We start from the raw sequence: 23,513 nt of genomic DNA on the forward strand, positions 1-23,513 counted from the left end.
ATGAAATGGTCAGAAATCAGCATTCATACGACGCATGAGGCGGTCGAGGCGATTTCGAACATTTTGCATGAAGCGGGCGCCGGCGGTGTCGTCATCGAAGACCCATACGATTTGGTCAAAGAACGGGACGACTGGTACGGCGAGATCGTCGAGCTCAACCCGGACGACTATCCGGAAGAAGGGGTGATCATTAAGGCATATTTGCCGGTCAACAGTTTTCTTGGCGAAACGGTCGAACAAATTAAGCAGGCGATTAACAATTTATGGATGTATGATATCGACCTTGGCAAAAATAAAATTACATTGAGCGAAGTAAATGAAGAGGAATGGGCAACGGCGTGGAAAAAGCATTATCACCCGGTGAAAGTGTCCGAAAAGTTTACGATCGTGCCGACGTGGGAAACGTACGAGCCGGCGTCTCGTGATGAGCTGATCATCGAAATGGATCCGGGCATGGCGTTTGGGACCGGCACGCACCCGACAACGGTCATGTGTCTGCAGGCGCTTGAAAAGTACGTGCGCCCCGGCGATCATGTCATTGACGTCGGCACCGGCTCCGGCATTTTAAGCATCGCCGCGGCGATGCTTGGCGCTCAGTCGGTGCGGGCGCTCGATTTGGACCCGGTGGCGGTCGACAGCGCGCGGCTGAACGTGAAGCTCAATAAGGTGCAGCATATCGTAACGGTCTCACAAAACAATTTGCTCGACCATATCGAGGAACCGGCTGATGTGATCGTCGCCAATATTTTAGCGGAAATCATTTTGCGCTTTACTGGTGACGCCTACCGGTTGTTAAAGCCAGGCGGCCGCTTCATCACGTCTGGCATCATTCAGGCGAAAAAGCAGGACGTCAAAGACGGGTTGCTTGCCGCCGGCTTTGCCATTGAGGAAATCAACGTGATGGAAGACTGGGTGGCGGTTGTCGCCATGAAACCGTAAGCAAAGAAGGGATGGCTGTGCAGCGCTATTTCGTTTCCGGCCAGGCGCAACAAGGCGGGATCGTCGCGATCAGCGGCGATGATGCCCATCATATCGCCCGCGTCATGCGCATGAAGCCGGGGGACGGGATCATTTGCGTCTTTCCAGACGGGCGCACGGCGGTGTGTGAAATTGAACAAATTGCCAATGAGCATGTGCAAGCCCGTATTGTACAATGGAAAGAGGAGCGAAGCGAGCTGCCGGTGCGCATCTACATCGCCCAAGGGCTGCCGAAAGGTGAAAAGTGGGAGCTCGTCATCCAAAAAGGAACAGAGCTCGGCGCCGCCGGCTTTCTTCCGTTCGAAGCCGCCCGGTCGGTCGTGAAATGGGACGCGAAAAAGGCGGAGAAAAAAGTCGAGCGATGGAAAAAAATCGCGAAAGAAGCGGCTGAGCAGGCTGAACGAACGGTGGTGCCGGACGTGCGGGCGCCGCTTTCGTTTGTTGAGCTCCTCGCCTTTGGCCAAACGGTCGATGTTCGGCTGTTTGCCTACGAAAAAGAGGCGCGAAACGCCCGGCATGCCGCGCTTCCGGCGCTTCTTTCCCGCCTCCGTCCGGGCGGCGCGTTGCTGGCTGTCTTCGGGCCGGAAGGCGGGTTCAGCCCGGAAGAAGCAGAACAGCTTCGGCAGCACGGTTTTTCGCCGTGCAGCCTTGGGCCGCGCATTTTGCGGACCGAAACAGCTCCGCTCTATTTGCTTTCCGCCGCCTCTTATGAATGGGAGCTGCGCGCGCCGAACGGCGAAGCGGAGCGCGCTTAGTGAGCAACATTGGCTGTTTCTTATAAAAGTTCGGTCCCGCTGATCCTTAAGCGGGGGGGCAGAGTGAGGTGAACAAGATGCCGACAGTGGCTTTTCATACACTAGGCTGCAAAGTCAATCATTACGAAACCGAAGCGATTTGGCAGCTGTTTAAAAAAGCCGGCTACGAGCGAAAAGAGTTTGAAAGCCGTGCGGATGTGTATGTGATCAACACGTGCACAGTGACGAACACCGGCGATAAAAAGAGCCGTCAAGTCATCCGTCGTGCGGTGCGCCGCAATCCGGACGCCGTCGTCTGCGTGACCGGTTGCTATGCGCAAACATCGCCGGCTGAGGTCATGGCCATTCCGGGCGTTGATATTGTCATCGGCACGCAAGACCGGCATAAAATTTTAGAGTACATCGAGCAGTTCCAGCGTGAGCGCCAGCCGATCAACGCTGTTCACAACATTATGAAAACGCGCGTTTTTGAGGAGATGGATGTGCCGGAATTCACGGATCGGACGCGGGCGTCGCTTAAGATCCAAGAAGGGTGCAACAACTTCTGCACGTTTTGCATCATCCCGTGGGCGCGCGGCTTAATGCGCTCGCGCGATCCGCAGGAAATCATCCGCCAGGCGCGCCAGTTGGTTGCCGCCGGCTATAAAGAAATCGTTCTGACCGGCATTCATACAGGCGGCTATGGCACCGATCTGAAAGACTATAACTTTGCGTCCTTGTTGCGCGATTTAGACGAGCAAGTGCCGGGGCTCCGGCGGCTCCGCATTTCGTCGATTGAGGCGAGCCAAATCACCGATGAAGTGATTGATGTGCTGAAGCGGTCGGAGAAAATCGTCCGCCATTTGCACATTCCGCTCCAGTCTGGGTCGAATACGGTGCTCAAGCGGATGCGCCGCAAATATACGGTGGAATTTTACGCGGAGCGGCTCGCCCGGCTGCGCGAAGTGTTTCCAGAGCTGGCGGTGACTTCTGACGTCATCGTCGGCTTCCCAGGCGAGACGGAAGACGAATTTATGGAGACGTACAACTTTATTCGTGAACAACGGTTTTCCGAGCTGCATGTCTTTCCTTATTCGAAGCGGACCGGCACGCCGGCGGCGCGCATGCCGAACCAAATCGATGAAGAAACGAAGCATGACCGCGTCCGCCGCTTGATCGCTCTGTCCGATCAATTGGCGAAAGAGTACGCCTCCCGGTTTGAAGGGCAAGTGCTCGAGGTCATCCCGGAAGAGCGCGACAAAGAGCGGCCGGATTTGTACGTCGGCTATACAGACAACTATTTGAAAGTCCGCTTCCCGGCAACCGAGGAAATGGTCGGTGAACTTGTCAAAGTGAAGATTACGAAAGCCGGCTATCCGTACAATGAAGGAGAGTTCGTCCGCGTTGTGCCGGATGAAATGGCCCGTTCGGTCAAATGGAGCTCATAACCCAGCCTAGTTGCTGGGTTTTTTCTGTCTTTTTCCGGAGACAATACGGATGGCTAGTTTTTGTCGAGGGAGCATGGTATGATGGTAGACGTCAGACCTTCCATCTTGACGGAAATGGCAGAAAGGGGTTTCTCCGAATGACGATGAATATCGCGAAAATGATCGATCATACGCTGCTCAAACCGGAAGCGACAGAACAACAAATCGTGCAACTGTGCACGGCAGCAAAGCAATACGGCTTTGCTGCCGTGTGCGTCAACCCAACGTGGGTGAAAACGGCGGCGCGTGAACTTTCCGGCACCGATGTCCGCGTCTGCACGGTCATCGGCTTTCCACTTGGGGCGACGACGCCGGAAACAAAGGCGTTTGAAACAATGAACGCCATCGAAAACGGCGCCCGCGAAGTCGATATGGTGATCAACATCGGCGCGTTAAAAAGCGGGCAAGACGAGCTTGTCGAGCGCGACATTCGCGCGGTCGTCGAGGCGGCGGCTGGCAGGGCGCTTGTCAAAGTGATCATTGAAACGGCGCTTTTGACCGATGAGGAAAAAGTGCGCGCCTGCCAGCTTGCGGTGAAAGCCGGCGCTGATTATGTGAAAACGTCGACCGGGTTTTCCGGCGGAGGTGCGACGGTGGAGGATGTGGCGCTGATGCGGAAAACGGTCGGCGACAGAGCAGGTGTCAAAGCATCAGGCGGCGTTCGCGACCGGAAAACGGCAGAAGCGATGATCAACGCCGGCGCGACGCGCATCGGCACGAGCTCTGGAGTGGAGATCGTCACCGGCGGGACGGGCCGCGCTGACTACTAAGCTCGGTTTCGGTCATGCAAAAACAGAATGACCTTTTCGATGGCGCCGACAAATGGAAGAGCAGCCACTGAGCAAATGACGTTGAACAAGACGCTCACATGAGCGAGCTGCACATCAGGCGCTGGGCTGAGCCTGGCGGCAAAACTGGCGAGCGGCTCGGTCCAAAAGGCGAACAAAGCGGCGCCGACGACGTTCAGCCATAGATGGGTGTAGGCGGTCAGCTGGGCCTCTTTGCTGGAGCCGATCGAAGCCAAAAGCCCGGTGATGCACGTACCGATGTTGGCGCCAAGCAACAGAGCAATCGCCGCGGACAGCGTCAACAGCTGTTCGTTTAAAAATCCCATGGCGATGCCGATCGTTGCCGCGCTCGAATGAACGAGAGCGGTGAGGACGATGCCGACAAGAAGGCCGACAGCGACGGATCGGTTCGTTTCTTTCAGCCATGCATCAACGAACGGATAGGCGGCAAGCGGTTTAGCGAGGCTGCCAAAGCCGTCCATGGCAAACAGCACAGCGGCGAGGCCGACAGCGGTCATGCCGATGCCGAGAACAAGGCGATGGCGGCCGAAAAAAACAAGCAGCGCGCCGCTTATAAGAAGTGGGATGGCGCCATCGCCGATATCAAGCGTCATCAGCTCGGTCGTGACCGTCGAGCCGATGTTGCTGCCTAAAATGATGCCGATCGATTGGCGGAACGACAAGTAGCCGGCGGCGACAAGGCCGACCGTCATCACCATCACCGCTGAGCTGCTTTGCAGGAGAGCGGTCGTCGCCAAACCGGCGGCAAATCCTTGCAGCGGCGTGGCGGTAAAGCGCATGAGCCACCGTTTTAACCGATGGCCGGACAACGTGTAAAGCCCAGCTTTCATCATAAACATGCCAAGAAGAAACAAAGCGGTGTAAATGGCAAACAGCATCCAAAACGATCCCATGGGCGATCTCCCCTTTCACCCTATATGTATGGGCCTTGTCCGCGGGTGATGACCGTTTTTTCAGCGCGGGGAAGAGGTGGCCAGCAGGCCGCCGCTGCTTTTTTTATTGACCTTTTCTGTCAGCATGTATTATAATTGACAAGTACAATATGCAATGGTTGTTGTTCGGAGGGAGGGAAGCAGGATGTCCAAAACGATCGTTCGCAAAAATGAGTCGATCGACGACGCTCTTCGTCGCTTTAAGCGTGCCGTTTCGAAAACGGGCACTTTGCAAGAAGTGAGAAAGCGCGAATTTTATGAAAAGCCAAGCGTCAGACGGAAGAAAAAATCTGAGGCGGCTAGAAAGCGCAAGCACTAAGAGCATGCATTAAAGAGGGTGTATAATCGGTGAGTCTTCTCGATCGTTTGAATGACGATATGAAGCAGGCGATGAAAAACAAGGAGAAAGAAAAACTGTCTGTTCTCCGGATGCTGAAAGCGGCGCTGCAAAACGAAGCGATCAAGCTCGGCAAAAGCCCGCTCTCGGAAGACGAAGAGCTGACGGTTCTTTCTCGCGAACTGAAACAGCGTAAAGACTCCCTCCAAGAATTTGAAAACGCTGGCCGTTCAGATCTTGTCGAAAAAGTGAAAACCGAAATTGAAATTGTTCAATCGTATATGCCAACGCCGCTGACAGAGGACGAGCTGCGCGATTTGATCGAGCAGACGATCAAGGAAGTCGGCGCCTCTTCGAAAGCGGATATGGGAAAAGTGATGGGCGCGATCATGCCGAAAGTGAAAGGAAGAGCGGATGGTTCGCTCGTCAACAAACTTGTCCAACAACAGCTGTCATAAATGCAATGGGCCTTGCCGGCAGGCGGGCCCGTTGTTTTTGAAAAGCGGTGCTAGAACCCCCTTTTGTCTCATACATATGAGATGAAAGGGGGTTCTTTTTGATGGTGAAAAAATGGCGCCAGCAGATGAAGCGGTGGATGGCGGAAAAGCTTGAACTTCCCGCCGACATTATGATGGATCTGCCCCGCATTACGATGGTTGGGCACATACATATTTACATTGAAAACCACCGCGGGCTGCTCGCGTTCAGCGATAAAGAGCTCCGCCTTTTGCTGCGGAACGGACAGCTCGTTGTCCGCGGCGAACAGTTTGTGATTAAAACGATTTTGCCGGAAGAAATTTTGTTGGAAGGAAAAATCAGCCAAGTCGTTTATATAGATGAATAGCGAGGAGGAACGGAGATGAAAAACGAATGGGTCGACACGCTCGCCGGCAGCGTGCGGGTCAAAGCGAGAGGGAAAGGGATCGAACGGTTGATCAACGCCTGCGTCCGCCAAGGGATTGCCGTCTGGAACGTGAAAAAGCATAGCGCGGATACCGCGACGTTTTTCATTAAGCTCAGCGACGTGAAACGGCTGCGCCATGTCGCCCGGCAAAGCGAATGCAAACTTTCGTTTGTCGGGAGAACCGGGCTGCCGTTTTTTTGGCGGCGGGCCTGGCGGAACAGCGGGTTTTGGCTCGGCTTGCTCCTTTTTATCGCGATGGTGTTTTTGCTTTCGAACATCGTTTGGAAGATCGAAATCAAAGGGGCGGCTCCAGAGACGGAGCATCAAATCGCCCGCGAGTTGAAGCGAATGGGAGTCGAGCGCGGCGCATTTCAGTTTCTGCTTGATGACCCGGAGACGCTGCAAAAAAAGCTGACGGAACGCGTTCCGGACATCACGTGGGTCGGCGTTGAGTGGAAAGGGACGTCGCTTCACTTCCGCGTCGTTGAAAAAGAGATTCCGGAGCCGAAAAAACCGATTCCGCCGCGTCATCTCGTGGCAAAAAAAGAGGCGGTCATCGCTGATTTGTTCGTTGAAGAGGGACAACCGCTCGTTTCCGTCAACGACTATGTGCAAAAAGGCCAGCTGCTTGTTTCTGGCATTATCGGCGCTGAAGGGAGGACGAAGTTTGTGCCGGCGTCAGGGAAAGTGTTTGGTGAAACATGGTACAAGTCTACGGTCGTCCTGCCGCTCGAGACGACGTTTCATGTGTTGACCGGCAAGTTCACCGAACGGCATTATGTTGGGATCGGGCGCCTTTTGATTCCCGTTTGGGGATGGAAGAAGCCGGTGTTTGCCCATACCATCGTTGAGACAGAAAAACGGCCGTTTCGTTTTTGGAAATGGGACTTGCCGCTCTATTACGAGCGCATCACGATCCGCGAGGCGGAAGAAGTGAAGCGGCGCTACACGTGGGAAGAAGCGTTCGCGGAAGCGAAAGAGATCGCCCGCCGCGAGCTGCGGGCGAAATTGCCGGAAGAGGCGGCCATTCGCAGCGAAAAAGTTTTGCATCAGGCGAAAGAGAATGGTAAAGTAAGGGTAGAATTGCATTACGAAGTCATTGAAAATATTGCTGTACCACAACCCATCGTCCAAGGAGATTGAGAATGTCAGAGCAGTTCGTTACGATCAGCCAACATGTGCGAAACCCGCAGGAAGCGGCGGCGCTCTTTGGCGTCCATGACATCCATTTGAAGCGGATCGAGGAAGAGCTCGGCGTGTCGATTGTGACGCGCGGGGAAACGGTCAACGTCTCCGGCACGCCGCAGCAAGTTCAGCTCGTTGATGAATTGCTTCGCCATTTATTGATCGTCATTCGCAAAGGGGCGGCGGTCAGCGAGCGCGACGTTCTTTACGCCATTCAGCTTGCAAAAAAAGGAGCGCTTGACGGCCTTGTTCAGCTGTATGACGAGGAGATTACAAAAAACGCCAAAGGGAAGCCGATCCGCGTCAAAACGTTGGGCCAGCGCTATTATGTTGCAGCAATTGAACAGTATGACTTGACGTTCGGCATCGGCCCAGCCGGCACCGGAAAAACGTATTTGGCGGTCGTCATGGCGGTCAAGGCGTTAAAAAACGGCAGCGTCAAGCGCATCATTTTGACTCGTCCGGCCGTTGAGGCTGGAGAAAGCCTCGGCTTTTTGCCAGGCGACTTAAAAGAGAAGGTTGACCCGTATTTGCGCCCGCTGTATGATGCCTTAAACGATGTGTTGGGAGCGGAGTATACGCAGCGGTTGATCGAGCGCGGCACGATTGAAATCGCCCCACTCGCCTATATGCGCGGCCGGACGCTGGAGGATGCGTTCGTCATTCTTGACGAGGCGCAAAATACGACGCCAGCGCAAATGAAAATGTTTTTGACCCGGCTCGGCTTCGGCTCGAAGATGGTCATTACCGGCGATATTTCCCAAGTCGACTTGCCGAAGGGCGTCGAATCGGGGCTTTCGGTCGCCAAGCGCATTTTGGCCTCCATTGGCGGCATCGCCTTTGTGTTTTTGGAACAGTCGGATGTCGTTCGCCATCCGCTCGTCGCGAAAATTATTGACGCCTATGATGAGGCGGGCTTATAGAACGAGAGCGACGGGATCGGTCTTTTCTTGCAAAGCGAGGGGAAAACCGGTGGGAAGGTTTCGTTTTTTTCTTGAGCGGACAAAAACAGTCCGCTTTGTCCGCTTTTGGCTGTTTTTGCTTTTGGCTGTTCTGTTGTTTGCCGTTTTGTATGGGCAAGTGAAGCCGCGCCAGTATGAGCTGCGCCTGTTTGACGTCGCGAAGGAAACGATCCGTTCGCCGGTGACGGTCGAGGACAAAGAGGCGACCGCCAAGCTGAAAGAAGAGGCGGCGGCGAAAGTAGCGGATGTCTATACGTTAAAAAAAGAATATGCCGAAAACCGGGTCGACCTTCTTTCCTCGCTGTTTGCTGCAATTGAGAGCGTGCAGCGCGAGGCGGAGCCGGACCGCTCGCTCGGCGATATGATCGCCAAACTTGAGGAACGGCTGCCGCCGGAATGGCTTGCCTATCTGTCTGCCGCTGAATGGCAACGGTTGCTTGCCGCCTCGCCGGAGGAGCTCAAGACGGCGAAGGAAGCCGCCTTGACCGCGGTGCATGCCGTCATGAGCGAGCGCATTTCCCAAGCGGAACTTGACACGGCGCGGGCGGAAGCGGCCAAAGAGCTTGAATACGCTGCGCTGTCGCCGCCGCTTCGCGAGGCGGTCGCGAAGCTTTGCCGACAGGCGGTCATTCCGAACGTCGTCTACGATCGGGCGGCGACGGAAGAAAAACGGCGGCAGGCGATGGATGAAGTGAAGCCGGTGAAAATTTTGCAAGGGCAAGTGATCGTCGAGGAAGGACAGTTTATCACGAATGATGTTTACCGCCGGCTTGAGCTGGTCGGCTTGCTTGAGAGCGGGCGTCCGTCTTGGACCGCCGCTGGGCTTTTGGTGTTCGTTTTGTTGCTGCTTGCTCCGCTCATTTCCTATTTTCGGACGGAAACGACGAATGAAAAGCTGTCGCTTTATACAGCCATTTTTGCGTTGATGATGACGACAATGGCGCTCATTCGCCTTCTTCCATCTAGCGGCGCTGTTTCCATCGGTTACCTTGTGCCGGCGGCGTTCGGGCCGATGCTCGTCCGCATTTTGCTCGGAGAGCGGCTCGCGATGATGACGACCATCATCGGAGCAGTGTGCGGCAGTTTGCTGTTCAATGAGGAAATTGGAACGGCCGGCGCGGTGTCGGTGTCGTTGATTGTTTACTTTCTTGCCGGCGGCTTGGCCGGGACGTTTTGTCTGCCAAAGGAGCTGGCGAAAGCGAACATTTGGCGGGCCGGCGTGTTTGTCGCCGCGGTCAATATCGTTTCGCTTTTTTCGCTGTTGCTGTTAAAAAACGGCCGCTATTCGCCGACGGAAATCGGCTTGTTGGTGCTGATGGCGGCGGCCTCAGGGGTTTTTTCTGCCATTTTGACGATCGGTCTCTTGCCGGTGTTGGAGGCGGCGTTTGGCATTCTGTCGCCGCTTCGGCTCATTGAACTGTCCAATCCGAACCATCCGCTCTTGCGCAAGTTGCTCACTGAAGCGCCGGGGACGTACCATCATAGCATTATGGTCGCCAATTTGGCCGAAGCGGCGTGCGAGGCGATCGGCGCCGACGGCTTGCTGGCGCGCGTCGCCTGCTACTACCATGACATCGGCAAGACGAAGCGGCCGCGCTATTTCATCGAAAATCAAATAGGCGGCAATCCGCATGACCATTTGTCGCCGCAGTTGAGCAAAAATATTATTATCGCCCATGTCGCCGACGGCGTCGCTTTGCTGCGCAAGCACCGGCTGCCGAAGGAGATCATCGACATCGCCGAACAGCACCACGGCACGACGCTGCTGAAGTATTTTTATCATAAGGCGCGCGAGCAAACCGAGTTTGTCTCGGAAGCGGAGTTTCGTTATCCCGGGCCGAAGCCGCAGACGAAAGAAGCGGCGGTCATCAACATCGCCGACAGCGTCGAAGCGGCTGTTCGCTCGCTATCCAACCCGTCGCAGGAAAAAATCGAGAAGATCGTCCGGTCGATCATCGCTGATCGCTTGCAGGACAACCAGCTGAACGAGTGCGACATTACGCTGAAGGAGTTGGAACTCGTCGCCCGTTCGCTTTGCGAGACTTTAAACGGCGTCTTCCATTCGCGCATCGAATACCCAGAAGTACGAAAGGAAAAGGTGAAGCATGCATGACCATTCACATTGATTTTCTAGATGAAACGAACGAGGTGACCGCTGAGCAAATCGAGACGATCGAGCGGCTGCTCGCCGAGGCGGCGGCCCTTGAAAACGTGCCGGACGGGGCGGAGGTGAGCGTCACATTTGTGGACAACGAACGCATCCGCGCGATGAATCGCGACTATCGCGGCAAAGATGCGCCGACCGATGTGCTTTCGTTTGCTCTTGAGGAGGAAGGGGAAGAAGAGGTTCACATCGTCGGCGCTGATATGCCGCCGGTGCTCGGCGATATCGTCATTTCGATTCCGAAGGCAAAAGAGCAGGCGGCAGCCTATGGACATTCGTTCATGCGCGAGCTCGGGTTTTTGGCTGTGCACGGTTTCTTGCACCTGCTTGGTTACGATCATGGGACAGAAGAGGAAGAGCGCGTCATGTTCGCCAAGCAGGAAGACATCTTGGTGAGGTTCGGGTTGACAAGATAATGCGCGGCAAACGAGAGCGAGACCGGTTTGCTTGGGCGTGGGCGGGAATGAAGGCGGCGGTGAAAGAGGAAGCTCATTTGCGCTTCCACTTGGCGGCCGCTGTTGTCGTCTTTGCCGCCGGGTGGGTCGTTGGACTGTCGCGCTGGGAGTGGATCGTGCTGCTCATGGCGGTCGGCGCGGTCATTGCGCTTGAGCTTGTCAACACGGCTATTGAGCGCGCCGTCGATTTGGCGACGGGTGAGTTTCATCCGTTGGCGAAAGCGGCGAAAGACATCGCTGCCGCGGCGGTGCTCGCGGCGGCCGGATTTGCGGTTGTGATCGGCATTTTGCTGTTTTGGCCGCATCTTCGCTAAACGAACGAGAGAGAAAATTCGAATTTTTCTGTTACATTTTGATTTCAAATGATGAAATGGATGGCGTTTTTTTGTAAAATAAAAGAAAGCAGCGTTTGCTTGCAGGAAAGGAAGAGTCAACTCGTGGAGATTGAGCAGCTCATTGTCGAAGCGAAAAAAGCGCGCGAACTCGCCTACGTGCCGTACTCGAAGTTTCCAGTCGGCGCCGCGCTGTTGACGAAAGGCGGCAGTGTGTACCGCGGCTGCAACATTGAAAACGCCGCCTACAGCGTGTGCAATTGTGCGGAGCGGACCGCGTTGTTTAAGGCATATTCGGAAGGGGAGAAGGAGTTCACTGCTCTTGCGGTCATCGCCGACACTCCCCGCCCGGTGCCGCCGTGCGGCGCATGCCGCCAAGTGATCGCCGAACTTTGCCACGGCGATATGAAAGTCATTTTAGCCAACCTCAAAGGCGATGTGAAAGTCATGACAGTCAGCGAATTGCTGCCAGAAGCTTTTTCAGCGGAGGATTTGCATGCGTAAAGAAGGATACAAATCAGGATTTGTTGCCATTATCGGAAGACCAAACGTAGGAAAGTCGACGTTTTTAAACCGCGTCATCGGGCAAAAAATCGCGATTATGAGCGATAAACCGCAAACGACGCGCAATAAGATTCAAGGCGTGTACACGGACGATGACGCGCAAATCATCTTTATCGACACGCCTGGGGTGCACAAACCGAAGCATAAGCTCGGCGACTTTATGATGAAAGTGGCGCTCAATGCGCTTCGCGAAGTGGATTTGATTTTGTTTATGGTCAATGCCGAGGAAGGATTTGGGCGCGGTGAGGCGTTCATCATCGAACGGCTGAAAGAAGTGGACACCCCGGTGTTTTTAGTCATCAATAAGATCGACCGCGTCCATCCGGATGAATTGCTGCCGCTCATTGACCGATACAAAGATTTGTACCCGTTTGCTGAAATCGTGCCGATTTCGGCGCTTGAAGGGAACAATGTCGACCGCCTGCTTGAGCAAATTAAAGAGCGGCTGCCGGAAGGGCCGCAATATTATCCGCCGGACCAGATTACTGACCATCCGGAGCAGTTTATCATCGCCGAGCTCATTCGCGAGAAAGCGCTTCACTTAACGCGCGAGGAAGTTCCGCACTCGATTGCTGTCGTCGTCGAACGCATCGAGCGGCGAGAAGGGTCGCCAACGGTGTACATTAGCGCGGTGATCGTTGTGGAGCGCGATTCGCAAAAAGGAATCATCATCGGCAAGCAAGGCCGGATGCTGAAGGAAATCGGACAGCGGGCGCGCGCTGACATCGAAGCGCTGCTTGGGTCAAGAGTGTTTTTGGAACTGTGGGTTAAAGTGCAAAAAGACTGGCGCAACCGTATGGCGCAGCTGCGTGATTTCGGGTTCCGTGAAGACGAGTATTGACGGTTAGAAAATTTTACGCGACATAAACCGTTTTTGCCTGAGCCAACCTATAGGTAAACCACCAATACGCAATGCCTGCAGGCGGAAAGAGGTGTCATTCCATGCTTGAGTTTACGTGGAAGTTGTTTAGCCAAACAGGCAATATCGACACGTACCTCCTATTTAAAGAGTTGGAACGAGAGCAACAGTTTGGCGGTGAAGAGCAAAACGCTGAACAGAAAGAAATCGACCAGCCGATCTCGTAGCATCGTTGTTGGTAGAAGCGGTGGTGATGGGATGTTCGAAACGTGTGAAGCGATCGTCATGCGGACGGTCGATTATGGCGAAACAAATAAAATTGTCACATTGTTTACCCGAGAATGGGGAAAGGTGGCTGCGATGGCAAGGGGAGCGAAAAAGCCAAGCAGCCGCCTTTCTGCTGTTACGCAGCCGCTCTCATATGGCCATTATGTCATCCGCCGCAGCCGCGGCGTCGGCGTTCTTCACCAGGGAGAGCTCATCGACTCGATGCGGGCGCTGCGCGAAGATTTGTTTGCCGCCGCCTATGCGGTGTATATTGTAGAGCTCACCGACAAAAGCACGGAAGAGCAAAAGCGCAATCCGTACTTGTTTGAGCTTCTTTTGCAGACACTACAATATATGAGCGAAGGCCGCGATTTAGAGATTTTGACGTTCATTTACGAAATGAAAATGCTTGCAGTGCTTGGCATTCCGCCGGTGCTGGACCGTTGTGCCCGCTGCGGGGCGACGGAGGGGCGCTTCTCGTTTTCCGTCAAGGAGGCGGGCTTCCTTTGCCATCGCTGCGAGGCGTCCGATCCCCATCGGTTCCCGCTCTCTTCGGCTTCCGTCCGGCTGTTGCGCCTCTTTTTTCATATCGATCTTGCTCGGCTTGGATCCATATCGGTGAAAGAAAGCACAAAGATGGAGCTGGGCGCCGTATTGTCCGCCTATTATGATGAATATGCCGGCCTGTCGCTGAAGACGAAGCGTTTTTTGCAGCAAATCGGTGAACTGAAAGACAAGCTCAGCCCCGACGGAGGGCAAGGAGCATCATTTTCATTGTGAATGGGGCGTGTAGTATAATATAAATGAGAGTGATAGCGTGTGGGACCTTTTTTGGCAAGGTGGTGAACGACGATCGAACTAAATAAACGCCAAGAGCAGATTTTGCAAATTGTGAAAGACTACGGGCCGATCACCGGAGAAAGCATCGCTGAGAAACTGAACTTAACGAGGGCGACGCTGCGGCCGGATTTGGCCATCTTGACGATGGCTGGCTACTTGGAAGCACGGCCGCGCGTCGGCTATTTCTATACGGGAAAAACCGGCAAGCAGCTGTTCGCCGATAAAATGAAAAAGATGAAAGTCGAGGATTACCAATCGATTCCGGTTGTCGTCAATGAGAATGTGAGCGTCTATGATGCGATCGTCACAATGTTTCTAGAGGACGTCGGCACGCTGTTTGTCGTCGATGACGAGTCGTTGCTTGCGGGCGTTTTGTCGCGCAAAGATTTGTTGCGCGCAAGCCTTGGCAAGCAGGAACTGACGGCGATCCCGGTCAATATTATTATGACGCGGATGCCGAACATCGCCGTTTGCTACAAGGACGACCCGCTCATTGACGTGGCTGAACAGCTGATTGAAAAACAGATCGATGCCATGCCGGTCGTGCGCAAAACGGAGAAAGGATATGAAGTGATCGGCCGTATTACGAAAACGAATATAACGAAAGCATTCGTGTCGCTAGCCAAAGAGGACTAAATCCAAACAAAGGAGGAGAAGAATGAACCAGCGCCTTGTTTACGTCGTATCCGATTCCGGCGGGGAAACGGCCGAGCTTGTCGTCAAAGCGGCGGCCAGCCAGTTTCACGCCTCGCCGATTCAAGTGAAACGCGTCCCGTATGTGGAAGATAAAACGACATTGGCTGAAGTCGTCGCTTTAGCGAAAATGAACCGCGCCATTATCGCGTTTACGCTCGTCGTTCCGGAGATGCGGGAATTCTTGCTCGCCGAAGCGGCGCGCGAAGGGGTCGTCGCATACGATATCATCGGTCCGCTCATTGAAAAGATGAGCCATTTGTTCCAGCTGACGCCAAGATATGAGCCGGGTCAAGTGCGCGTACTTGACGAAGATTACTTCAAAAAGATTGAAGCGATCGAATTTGCCGTCAAATACGATGACGGGCGCGACCCGCGCGGCATTTTGCGCGCCGATATCGTGCTCATCGGCGTATCGCGCACATCGAAAACACCGCTGTCGCAATATTTGGCGCATAAGCGGCTGAAAGTGGCGAATGTGCCGATCGTTCCAGAGGTCGAGCCGCCGGAGCAGCTGTTTCGAGTCGGTCCGGGGAAATGCTTCGGCTTGAAAATCAGTCCGGATAAACTGCTTTCGATCCGCCGCGAGCGGCTGAAATCGCTCGGCCTGAACGACCAGGCGATTTACGCCAATATGGATCGAATCAAAGAGGAGCTCGCTTATTTTGATGAAGTCGTGAAAAAAATCGGCTGCGACGTCATCGATGTGACGAACAAGGCGGTCGAAGAGACGGCGAGCATCATTATGAAAAAGTTGAAGCGCTAGCTTCGCCTCATCCGCACGATTTCTTGATTGGAGTCGTGCGTTTTCTTATGGCATATTGCCGCGATTTATATTATAATAAAAAATTGCGAGAAAAATGACCTATATAGGTTTAGAGCGGCCATGAGACGAGTAAACTATTTATAGCCGCTTGTCAAGAAGAACGAAAAAAAGATTTTCGACAAAGTTGTCAATCATTCGGCAAAAAAGCAGGATTTTTTTGCGATGGTGTAGAATAATAGGGGGTGTAAAGCAACCCTTGCTTTGAGAGCGCGGTCATCTGCTGCATAAGATCATCAAGAAAAAAGTGAAATTTTCTTTTTCTTGCTGAAATATAATATACCGAAGCGCATCTTCGAGATGCACCGCTCTGATGAATCTTTGTCCAGACGGCGGGCTGAGGGGCGGGAAGCGGATGATCAAGCCAGCCGACTTTACGGGCAAGGGGGCGAAACGAACGTTTTGAAAAAATTTGTCGAAATGGAAAGGAAAATCGGCTTGCTGCCGAGAATAAATACGATACGGGGTTGTTCGTATGGGACATCGCATTCCCGAGGAAACGATTGAAGCCATCCGCCGCGGCGTTGACATCGTTGACGTCATTGGCGAATACGTCCAGTTGAAAAAGCAAGGCCGCAACTATTTTGGCTTATGCCCGTTTCATGGAGAAAAGACGCCATCGTTTTCCGTTTCCCCAGAAAAGCAAATTTTCCACTGCTTCGGCTGCGGGGCAGGGGGGAATGCCTTTACGTTTTTAATGGATATCGAAGGCATTCCGTTTGTGGAAGCGGCGAAACGTCTTGCGGCCAAAGCAGGGATCGACTTGTCCGCCTATGAGCTGGACAGCCGCGGGAGTGATGGCAGCCGGGCCGACGAGGCGAAGGCGATGGTCGAAGCACACACGTTGTTGAAACGATTTTACCATCATTTGCTTGTCCATACAAAAGAAGGACAAGCCGCGCTCGATTATTTGCAGGTGCGCGGGTGGACAAAAGAAACGATCGACCGATTTGAAATCGGCTATGCGCCGGATGTTCCTGATGCCGCCGTCAGGTTGCTGGAGAGCCGTTCGTTTCCGTTGGTGTTGATGGAAAAGGCGGGCTTGTTGGTGAAAAAAGAAGACGGGCGATACGTCGACCGCTTCCGGAATCGGATTATGTTTCCGATCCATGATCATCGCGGCGAGACGGTTGGTTTTTCCGGCCGTCTGCTCGGCGACGGGCAACCAAAGTACATGAACAGCCCAGAAACGCCGATTTTCCGCAAAGGCACGCTTTTGTATTTTTTTCACGAGGCGCGCGTGTCAATCCGCAAGCGTCAAGAGGCGCTGCTCGTTGAAGGGTTTGCCGATGTCATCTCTGCCGTGCAGGCCGGCGTTGACTATGTGGTGGCAACGATGGGAACGTCGCTGACCGAGGAGCAGGCACGCATTTTGCGCCGCCATGCGGAAACGGTCACGATTTGCTATGACGGCGACAGCGCCGGAACGGAAGCCGCCTGGCGCGCCGCCGAACAATTGAGCGCGTTGGGGTGCCGCGTGAAGGTAGCGTTGCTCCCGGACGGGCTGGATCCAGATGAATATATACGCACTTGCGGCGCCGACCGTTTTGCCGAAGAGATCGCCGCCGCCCGGCCGCTCATGGCGTTTAAAATGGATCGTTTGCGGCGGGGAAAAAATTTGCAGGAAGAAGGCGACCGGCTCCGTTATATCGAGGAAGCGCTCCGAGAAATCAGCAAGCTGTCGAGCCCGGTGGAAAAAGATTATTATATGCGCCAGCTTGCGGATGAGTTTTCGTTGTCGCTCTCCGCGCTTTACGAACAGTTGTCCCGCTCCAAGCCGGAACAGCCAAAGCCGCAGGTGAATGACGGCGGAAAACCGGTCCGGCCGGCATTGACGAAAAAATTGCTTCCGGCCTTTCAAAATGCCGAGCGGTTGCTGCTTGCCCATATGATGCGGAGCCGCGATGTGGCGTTCATCGTTCAGGAGCAGGTCGGCGGCCGATTTAATATCGAAGAGCATCGGGCGTTGGCTGCTTACATTTACGCCTTTTACGAAGAGGGGCATGAAGCCGACCCCAGCGCGCTCATGTCTCGGCTTCCCGGCGAGTTGCGGACGCTGGCGAGCGAGCTGTCGCTTTTGTTGGTCGCAGACGACGTTTCCGATCGGGAGCTTGCCGATTGCATCCGGCATGTGTTGAATCACCCGAAATGGTTAATGCTAAAGGAAAAAGAGCAAGAAAAGACGGAAGCGGAGCGAAGAAAAGACTTTTTGACGGCCGCCCGCATCGCGAAAGAGATGATTGAGATGAAAAAAATGTTATCTTCTTCATAACATGGTGGTATGAGTTTTTAAAGGAGGTAATGAAATGGCTGAAAAACCAGCCCAATCAAAGCAGGCTGAAGCTGCCGGCGAATCGCTTGAACAAGTGAAAGAGCAACTCGCTGAGCTCGGCAAAAAGCGGGGGATCCTCACCTATGAGGAAATCGCTGAGCGGTTGTCTGGCTTTGATTTGGACTCCGACCAGATGGATGAGTATTATGAATACCTCGCTGAGCAGGGCATTGAAGTGATCAGCGAATCCGACCTTGAAGCCGATCCGGACATCGACGACTTGGCCAAAGAGGAAGAATTCGACTTAAATGACTTGTCCGTTCCTCCCGGCGTCAAAATCAATGACCCGGTGCGCATGTACTTGAAGGAGATCGGCCGCGTGCCGCTGTTGTCGGCGGAAGAAGAAATCGAGCTGGCGAAACGGATCGAGCAAGGCGATGAAGAAGCGAAACGCCGGCTGACGGAAGCGAACCTCCGCCTCGTCGTCAGCATCGCCAAACGGTATGTCGGCCGCGGCATGCTCTTTCTTGATTTGATTCAAGAAGGGAACATGGGGCTGATCAAGGCGGTCGAAAAGTTTGACTATCGGAAAGGCTACAAGTTCAGCACGTACGCGACCTGGTGGATCCGCCAAGCCATCACAAGGGCGATCGCCGATCAGGCGCGGACGATCCGCATCCCGGTTCATATGGTCGAAACGATCAATAAACTGATCCGCGTCCAACGGCAATTGCTCCAAGACCTCGGGCGCGAACCAACGCCGGAAGAAATCGCCGAGGAAATGGATTTGACACCGGAAAAAGTGCGGGAAATTTTGAAAATCGCTCAAGAACCGGTGTCGCTCGAGACGCCGATCGGCGAGGAAGATGACTCGCATCTTGGCGATTTCATCGAAGACCAAGACGCGACATCGCCATCCGAGCACGCTGCTTACGAGCTGTTGAAAGAGCAGCTCGAAGATGTGCTTGATACGCTGACGGATCGCGAGGAAAATGTGCTGCGTCTCCGCTTCGGGCTTGACGACGGACGGACGCGGACGCTCGAAGAAGTCGGCAAAGTGTTCGGCGTGACGCGCGAACGCATCCGTCAAATTGAAGCCAAAGCGTTGCGCAAGCTGCGCCATCCAAGCCGCAGCAAACGGCTGAAAGACTTTTTAGAGTGACCGTTTTGTTCGATAGTTTACTTCTTCGGAAGTAAACTATTTTTTCTTTCTTTATGGGAAAGGTGGTCTATCTATGAATCGGCAACGACGGGAAACGATCATCCAAGAAATCGAATATTGGAAACGTTCGCGCCTTCTGCCGGAACATTATTGCGACTATTTGCTCGCGTTGTACACGGAAGGAGACGCCCGTTCGCACGGACGACGGTGGCGCAGCTCGCTCGCCGCTGGTCTCTGTTTATTGCTTCCAGCCGCTGCTCTTGTCATTTATTTTACTGAATTGTCATTCGTTTTGCAAACGCTCCTTTTCGCCCTATTTTTGGCTGCCTGCTTGTTCTTTTGTTGGCGGTGGCGGAACAAGCGAGAGCTCCTTCACTTTCCGCTCATCGGAAGCGCCTGGATTTTGCTTATGGCATCCATTCTTGAGGTTGATCGGTATTTTCCCAGGCAAACGGGTGCGCTAGTAGCTGTCGTGCTCGGAAACTGTGTTCTCTGGTTTGTTGTCGGCCGCCTGCTTCACCTTCGCTACTTTTCGCTCGCCGCTGTCAGCGGGGTGTTGCTTGTAACCGCCGCCATCTGGTGGCGCTGAGGCGTGTTGTTGCCTTTTCGGCAACTTAGGGCTTTTCCTTGTCCATTATTTACAGTAAAATAAAATTGTTTGCAGCGTTCTTCATTATACATAAGGGAGGTAAAAGAGATGAACCGCAATCCGCTCATCCCGTTTTTCATCATCATGGCATTCGGGATTGTGCTGACGTTCGTCTTGTCGTTTAAAGGGCTAGGCGATGCGAAGGAAATGGCCAAAGAGAAAAAAGGCGGCGAAAAAACGGAACAAACGGCCGAATTCAACCCAGAACAGTTTTACCAACAAACGTGTTCTGGCTGTCACGGCCAAAACTATGAAGGCGGCGTCGGTCCATCGTTGAAAGGGGTCGGGCAACGGCTGTCGATGGACCAAATTAAAGACGTCATCCAACACGGGCGCGGCAACATGCCGCCAGGGCTTGTGCCGGCGGATAAAGCCGATGCCATGGCGAAATGGCTCGCCGGTTTAAAATAATGGATGGTGAACATCCCTTTGCTTTTTGGCAAGGGGATGTTTTGTTTAGTACAATAGAGGCGCGCGGTGTTGGAGAGGAAAGGAGGGGAAGGCGAACCGCCTTCGCGCTGCAGGTGGCGGAAGGTTGGTTGCCATTGCGGTGCTATGAACGAATTTCGCCTGTCGAAACGGCTGGAAACGGTCGCCTCATTCATTCCAAAAGGGGCGGTGCTTGCTGACATCGGGTCGGATCATGCGTATTTGCCTTGCTATGCCTGCTTGCACGGCTGCGCATCAAAAGCCATTGCCGGCGAGGTGGCGGACGGACCGTTCCGCCTAGCGCAGCAGCAAGTCGAGAAGTCCGGGCTTTCTCATCTCATTTCCGTGCGCAAAGGGGATGGGCTTTCGATCCTTGCCCCGGGGGAGGCGGACTGCATCACGATCGCCGGCATGGGTGGGGCGCTGATCGCCCGCATTTTGGGCGACGGAAAGGAAAAGCTTGCCGGTGTCAAACGGCTCATTTTGCAACCGAACATCGGTGCGGAACTTGTTCGCCGTTGGCTTCTTGATCATGGGTGGGAGCTCGTGGCTGAGCGCATTTTGAAAGAAGATGGGCAAATTTATGAAGTACTCGTCGCCGAGCGCGGCGACGCCCGACGGCCTTACCGACATCTTGAGGCGGAGCTACTCCTTGGACCGTTTTTGCGCCGGGAAAACAGCGAGGTGTTCCGCGAAAAGTGGAAGCGCGAGATTGAAAATTGGAAACGGATCATCGCTGATTTGACGGCCAAAGGGCAAAGTGAAGCGGCCAAGCGGAAAAAGCGTGAACTGGAGAGAAAAGTTCAATTGGTGGAGGAGGCGTTGTTATGAGCCGCGTTCCGTACGGCTATGAAATCATTCAGCTTCTTGAGCAGCTTGCTCCGAAACAGTTGGCGCTGGAAGGGGATCGGATCGGTCTGCAAATCGGGACGCTAAACAAGCCGGTCAAAAAAGTGATGATCGCTCTCGATGTGCTCGAAGATGTCGTTGTCGAAGCGATCGATCAGCAAGTGGATTTAATCATCGCCCACCACCCGCCGCTGTACCGCCCGCTGAAGCAATTGCTGACTGATGATGGGCACGGGCGGATGATCGCCGCGTGCATCAAGCATGACATTGCGGTGTACGCCGCCCATACGAATTTGGATGTGGCCGATGGCGGTCTGAACGATTGGCTTGCCGAGGCGCTCGGCTTAAACGATACGGCTGTGCTTGTGCCGACGTATACCGAACCGTTGAAAAAGCTCGTTGTTTATGTGCCGGTGACGCATGCTGAGGTGGTGCGGAAGGCCTTAGGCGATGCCGGCGCCGGGCATATCGGCCGCTACAGCCATTGCACGTTCAACAGCCGCGGCGTCGGCACGTTTTTGCCGCACGAAGGGGCGCGGCCGTTCATCGGCGAGCAAGGGCGGCTCGAGGAAGTTGAGGAAGTGCGCATCGAAACGATCGTGCCGGCCTCTCTTGAACGGGAAGCGATTCAGGCGATGCTGGCTGTTCATCCGTATGAGGAAGTGGCCTATGATATCTATCCGCTTGACAATGAAGGCCGCCGCTTCGGGCTCGGGCGCATTGGCCGGCTGCCGCAGCCGGTGACGCTTGGCGCTTTTGCCGAGCAGGTGAAAACGGCGTTTTCCGTTCCGGCGGTGCGCGTCGTTGGCCGGCTGGATGATCTCGTGCAAACGGTCGCGGTGCTTGGCGGGGATGGGAATAAGTTTGTCGCTGCCGCCGCATCGGCCGGGGCGGACGTATACGTGACAGGGGATGTGTATTACCACACCGCCCATGACGCCCAAGCGCTCGGCCTTCACATCATTGATCCGGGACATCATGCAGAAAAAATCATGAAAGAAGGCGTAGCCCGATACTTAATCACTGAGCTCTCGAAACGTCAATGGGAGGCGGAAGTGGTTGCTTCCAGCGTCCATACTGATCCGTTTCAGTTCGTATGAACGGCCAACGAAAAAGGCTGTCCTGGATGAGCGGTTCAACCGTTTGTCCAAGACAGCCTCTCTTTATGGATGAAACAACCGTCACTCTTCTTTCTTTGTTTTCACTTTCGGCAAGATTTTTTGCAGCGGCACTTTCCGTTCCCTCTTCCATGTCGATGGGTCGTTCGGGTCAAACTGCTCCAAAAAGTCGATCACTTCTTTCGTAATCGGCGTCGGGGTGGAAGCGCCGGCGGTGACAGCGACTTTTTTCGCATCTTTAATCCAGTTGATGTCGATTTCCGTCACATCAGCGACGCGATACGCCTTCGTGCCGGCGATCTCTTCCGATACTTGGGCGAGGCGGTTCGAGTTGTTGCTGCGCGGGTCGCCGACGACGATCGTCACATCGGCTTCCTTCGCCTGCTCAGCGACCGCTTCTTGTCGGAGCTGGGTGGCCAGGCAAATTTCTTTATGCATTTCCACGTGCGGGTATTTTTCTTTCACTTTCGCCATGATATCGGCGACGTCCCATTGGCTCATCGTCGTTTGGTTCGTCACCATGATGCGCTCATTGTGAATGGACAGCTGTTCGACATCATCGATGGTTTCCACAAGATGGATTCTTTCCGGATTGATGCCGACCGCTCCTTCCGGTTCCGGATGTCCTTTTTTGCCAATATAGATGATATCGTAGCCATCGGCGAGCTTTTGTTCGATGAGCCGATGCGTTTTTGTCACATCGGGGCATGTCGCATCAATCGTGACAAGTCCCTTTTCGAGCGCTCGTTTTTTCACTTCCGGTGAGACGCCGTGGGCGGTGAAAATGACGGTGCCATGGTCGATTTTTTCCAAAATTTCCAAACGATTTTCTCCATCGAGCGTGATGATGCCTTCTTCGGCAAACGCGTCCGTGACGTGCTTATTATGGACGATCATGCCGAGAATGTAAATCGGACGCGGCAAAGATGGGTCCAACGCCGCGTTGCGGGCGATGACCATTGCATCGACCACCCCGTAGCAATACCCGCGCGGGGTAATTTTAATCACTTCCATCATATTCCCTCCCTGCCGCCGGTTGTGCGGCGGTTGTTCACCTTCCATTATATCGGAGCACCGGGGAGAAGACAAAGAATAACCGCCCTAAACAGCGGGTGCGCTAGGGCGGGGAAAGAAACTAGATATACAGTTTCGGCTTGGACGGCTTCGGGGCGGCCGGTGCTTCTTTTTCTTGCGGCTCTTCGCGCTTTGCCTGCGGAACGGAGCGTTTTTTTGGCGCCTTGGCGGCCGGCTTTTGTTTCGTTTCGTTGGCCGGTGCGCTTTCCGACGTTGTTTCGCCTTCCCCTTCATCGGCCGGTTTCAACTCGCGGAAAATGCGGATCATCGCCGGAAGATTGCGGATGAGCGGTCCATACTGTTGCACCATCGGCATGACGTTTTGTGCGATGCCAAGCATTTTTTGCACGTTGTTTAACATGCCAACCAAGCCGCCGCCCGTGTTGGATGCGGCGGTGTTAGCGGCGTTGGACAAAAACGGCAGCCCCCACGGAGACGATGCAGCAGCCGGCGGCTGCCCGCGCGAAAACAAGCGGGCCAAGAAGCCGCCGGGGCCGCTGGGGCCAAAAGGCGGCGCCGGCATGCGGGCGAACGGGGCTGGCGGCCTTCCGGCAAACGGAGAAGGCATCATCGGGGGCCGACTGTATCTCATAGCAGCTTCCTCCTTTCGGTCGTGCGGATGAACGAATGTCCTC

Annotated in this window: 27 protein-coding genes; 24 read left to right on the forward strand and 3 right to left on the reverse strand. The window is 54.3% G+C overall.

The features are described from left to right. The 4 genes from prmA (at position 1) to deoC (ending at position 3,969) form a co-directional block, all read left to right on the forward strand. Positions 1 to 939 carry a 50S ribosomal protein L11 methyltransferase gene (gene prmA / locus ETR37_RS06405; protein ID WP_020753794.1) on the forward strand — a complete coding sequence of 313 codons (939 nt, stop codon included), beginning with the start codon at positions 1 to 3 and terminating at the stop codon, positions 937 to 939. A gap of 17 nt (positions 940 to 956) precedes the next feature. Next, complete coding sequence (locus ETR37_RS06410) at positions 957 to 1,733, forward strand: 16S rRNA (uracil(1498)-N(3))-methyltransferase (protein WP_015375438.1); 777 nt, start codon at positions 957 to 959, stop codon at positions 1,731 to 1,733. A gap of 77 nt (positions 1,734 to 1,810) precedes the next feature. Next, on the forward strand, positions 1,811 to 3,160 hold the full coding sequence (gene mtaB / locus ETR37_RS06415; protein WP_015375437.1) for a tRNA (N(6)-L-threonylcarbamoyladenosine(37)-C(2))-methylthiotransferase MtaB: 1,350 nt from the start codon (positions 1,811 to 1,813) through the stop codon (positions 3,158 to 3,160). Positions 3,161 to 3,297: 137 nt separating this feature from the next. Next, positions 3,298 to 3,969 (forward strand): deoxyribose-phosphate aldolase, encoded by a 672-nt coding sequence (gene deoC, locus ETR37_RS06420; protein WP_015375436.1) that lies wholly within the window; start codon positions 3,298 to 3,300, stop codon positions 3,967 to 3,969. On the opposite strand, the gene ETR37_RS06425 is transcribed toward deoC, so the two are convergent. Next, positions 3,966 to 4,901, reverse strand: a complete 936-nt coding sequence (locus ETR37_RS06425; RefSeq protein ID WP_013524163.1) for a Na/Pi symporter — start codon at positions 4,899 to 4,901, stop codon at positions 3,966 to 3,968. The two genes, deoC and ETR37_RS06425, sit on opposite strands and share 4 nt — an antisense overlap. A 184-nt stretch (positions 4,902 to 5,085) precedes the next feature. On the opposite strand from ETR37_RS06425, the gene rpsU reads away from it, so the two are divergent. The 20 genes from rpsU (at position 5,086) to ETR37_RS06525 (ending at position 21,786) form a co-directional block, all read left to right on the forward strand. Beyond that, the gene (gene rpsU / locus ETR37_RS06430; RefSeq protein ID WP_008879912.1) at positions 5,086 to 5,259 is read left to right on the forward strand and encodes a 30S ribosomal protein S21; all 174 of its coding nucleotides are present in this window, start codon (positions 5,086 to 5,088) and stop codon (positions 5,257 to 5,259) included. Between the two features lie 29 nt (positions 5,260 to 5,288). Continuing rightward, entirely contained in the window at positions 5,289 to 5,735 is a 447-nt protein-coding gene (locus ETR37_RS06435) for a GatB/YqeY domain-containing protein (protein ID WP_013144708.1), read from the forward strand. Between the two features lie 101 nt (positions 5,736 to 5,836). Then, on the forward strand, positions 5,837 to 6,121 hold the full coding sequence (gene yqfC / locus ETR37_RS06440; RefSeq protein ID WP_013144709.1) for a sporulation protein YqfC: 285 nt from the start codon (positions 5,837 to 5,839) through the stop codon (positions 6,119 to 6,121). A 15-nt stretch (positions 6,122 to 6,136) separates the two neighbouring features. Further along, the gene (gene yqfD / locus ETR37_RS06445; RefSeq protein ID WP_015375434.1) at positions 6,137 to 7,324 is read left to right on the forward strand and encodes a sporulation protein YqfD; all 1,188 of its coding nucleotides are present in this window, start codon (positions 6,137 to 6,139) and stop codon (positions 7,322 to 7,324) included. Between the two features lie 2 nt (positions 7,325 to 7,326). Beyond that, the gene (locus ETR37_RS06450; RefSeq protein ID WP_011231973.1) at positions 7,327 to 8,289 is read left to right on the forward strand and encodes a PhoH family protein; all 963 of its coding nucleotides are present in this window, start codon (positions 7,327 to 7,329) and stop codon (positions 8,287 to 8,289) included. A 49-nt stretch (positions 8,290 to 8,338) separates the two neighbouring features. Then, the gene (locus tag ETR37_RS06455) at positions 8,339 to 10,441 is read left to right on the forward strand and encodes an HD family phosphohydrolase (RefSeq protein WP_033004711.1); all 2,103 of its coding nucleotides are present in this window, start codon (positions 8,339 to 8,341) and stop codon (positions 10,439 to 10,441) included. Next, positions 10,438 to 10,908: an rRNA maturation RNase YbeY gene (gene ybeY, locus ETR37_RS06460; protein WP_044730798.1), complete on the forward strand. Its 471-nt coding sequence runs from the start codon at positions 10,438 to 10,440 to the stop codon at positions 10,906 to 10,908. Before ETR37_RS06455 ends, ybeY begins: the two co-directional genes overlap by 4 nt. Beyond that, positions 10,908 to 11,261, forward strand: coding sequence for a diacylglycerol kinase family protein (locus tag ETR37_RS06465; RefSeq protein ID WP_033025849.1), 354 nt, complete (start codon positions 10,908 to 10,910; stop codon positions 11,259 to 11,261). The genes ybeY and ETR37_RS06465 overlap by 1 nt, the downstream gene beginning before the upstream one ends. A 123-nt stretch (positions 11,262 to 11,384) precedes the next feature. Beyond that, positions 11,385 to 11,783 carry a cytidine deaminase gene (locus tag ETR37_RS06470; RefSeq protein ID WP_021322326.1) on the forward strand — a complete coding sequence of 133 codons (399 nt, stop codon included), beginning with the start codon at positions 11,385 to 11,387 and terminating at the stop codon, positions 11,781 to 11,783. Further along, positions 11,776 to 12,684: a GTPase Era gene (gene era / locus ETR37_RS06475; RefSeq protein ID WP_060787710.1), complete on the forward strand. Its 909-nt coding sequence runs from the start codon at positions 11,776 to 11,778 to the stop codon at positions 12,682 to 12,684. Before ETR37_RS06470 ends, era begins: the two co-directional genes overlap by 8 nt. A gap of 101 nt (positions 12,685 to 12,785) precedes the next feature. Continuing rightward, positions 12,786 to 12,929: a YqzL family protein gene (locus ETR37_RS06480; RefSeq protein WP_011231967.1), complete on the forward strand. Its 144-nt coding sequence runs from the start codon at positions 12,786 to 12,788 to the stop codon at positions 12,927 to 12,929. Between the two features lie 31 nt (positions 12,930 to 12,960). Next, positions 12,961 to 13,749 (forward strand): DNA repair protein RecO, encoded by a 789-nt coding sequence (gene recO, locus ETR37_RS06485; protein WP_011231966.1) that lies wholly within the window; start codon positions 12,961 to 12,963, stop codon positions 13,747 to 13,749. Between the two features lie 72 nt (positions 13,750 to 13,821). Next, positions 13,822 to 14,445: a transcriptional regulator CcpN gene (gene ccpN, locus ETR37_RS06490; RefSeq protein WP_272945229.1), complete on the forward strand. Its 624-nt coding sequence runs from the start codon at positions 13,822 to 13,824 to the stop codon at positions 14,443 to 14,445. Positions 14,446 to 14,467: 22 nt separating this feature from the next. After that, on the forward strand, positions 14,468 to 15,268 hold the full coding sequence (locus tag ETR37_RS06495; protein WP_011231964.1) for a pyruvate, water dikinase regulatory protein: 801 nt from the start codon (positions 14,468 to 14,470) through the stop codon (positions 15,266 to 15,268). Between the two features lie 532 nt (positions 15,269 to 15,800). Beyond that, complete coding sequence (dnaG, locus tag ETR37_RS06500) at positions 15,801 to 17,597, forward strand: DNA primase (RefSeq protein ID WP_060787709.1); 1,797 nt, start codon at positions 15,801 to 15,803, stop codon at positions 17,595 to 17,597. Between the two features lie 34 nt (positions 17,598 to 17,631). After that, the gene (gene rpoD / locus ETR37_RS06505; protein WP_011231962.1) at positions 17,632 to 18,759 is read left to right on the forward strand and encodes an RNA polymerase sigma factor RpoD; all 1,128 of its coding nucleotides are present in this window, start codon (positions 17,632 to 17,634) and stop codon (positions 18,757 to 18,759) included. Positions 18,760 to 18,832: 73 nt separating this feature from the next. Next, positions 18,833 to 19,348 (forward strand): hypothetical protein, encoded by a 516-nt coding sequence (locus ETR37_RS06510; RefSeq protein ID WP_042381086.1) that lies wholly within the window; start codon positions 18,833 to 18,835, stop codon positions 19,346 to 19,348. Between the two features lie 108 nt (positions 19,349 to 19,456). Beyond that, positions 19,457 to 19,819, forward strand: coding sequence for a cytochrome c550 (gene cccA, locus ETR37_RS06515; RefSeq protein WP_011231960.1), 363 nt, complete (start codon positions 19,457 to 19,459; stop codon positions 19,817 to 19,819). Between the two features lie 144 nt (positions 19,820 to 19,963). After that, positions 19,964 to 20,668 (forward strand): tRNA (adenine(22)-N(1))-methyltransferase, encoded by a 705-nt coding sequence (locus ETR37_RS06520; protein ID WP_129447053.1) that lies wholly within the window; start codon positions 19,964 to 19,966, stop codon positions 20,666 to 20,668. Beyond that, positions 20,665 to 21,786, forward strand: coding sequence for a Nif3-like dinuclear metal center hexameric protein (locus tag ETR37_RS06525; RefSeq protein WP_020753813.1), 1,122 nt, complete (start codon positions 20,665 to 20,667; stop codon positions 21,784 to 21,786). Before ETR37_RS06520 ends, ETR37_RS06525 begins: the two co-directional genes overlap by 4 nt. 81 nt (positions 21,787 to 21,867) lie before the next feature. Here the strand turns inward: ETR37_RS06525 and ETR37_RS06530 are convergent, their stop codons facing one another. Beyond that, on the reverse strand, positions 21,868 to 22,818 hold the full coding sequence (locus ETR37_RS06530) for a 4-hydroxy-3-methylbut-2-enyl diphosphate reductase (RefSeq protein WP_015375424.1): 951 nt from the start codon (positions 22,816 to 22,818) through the stop codon (positions 21,868 to 21,870). A 121-nt stretch (positions 22,819 to 22,939) separates the two neighbouring features. After that, positions 22,940 to 23,470: a VrrA/YqfQ family protein gene (vrrA, locus tag ETR37_RS06535; protein ID WP_015375423.1), complete on the reverse strand. Its 531-nt coding sequence runs from the start codon at positions 23,468 to 23,470 to the stop codon at positions 22,940 to 22,942. Positions 23,471 to 23,513: the final 43 nt, after the last annotated feature.

It is taken from the genome of Geobacillus sp. PK12 (assembly GCF_004123125.1).
Lineage (GTDB): Bacteria > Bacillota > Bacilli > Bacillales > Anoxybacillaceae > Geobacillus > Geobacillus zalihae.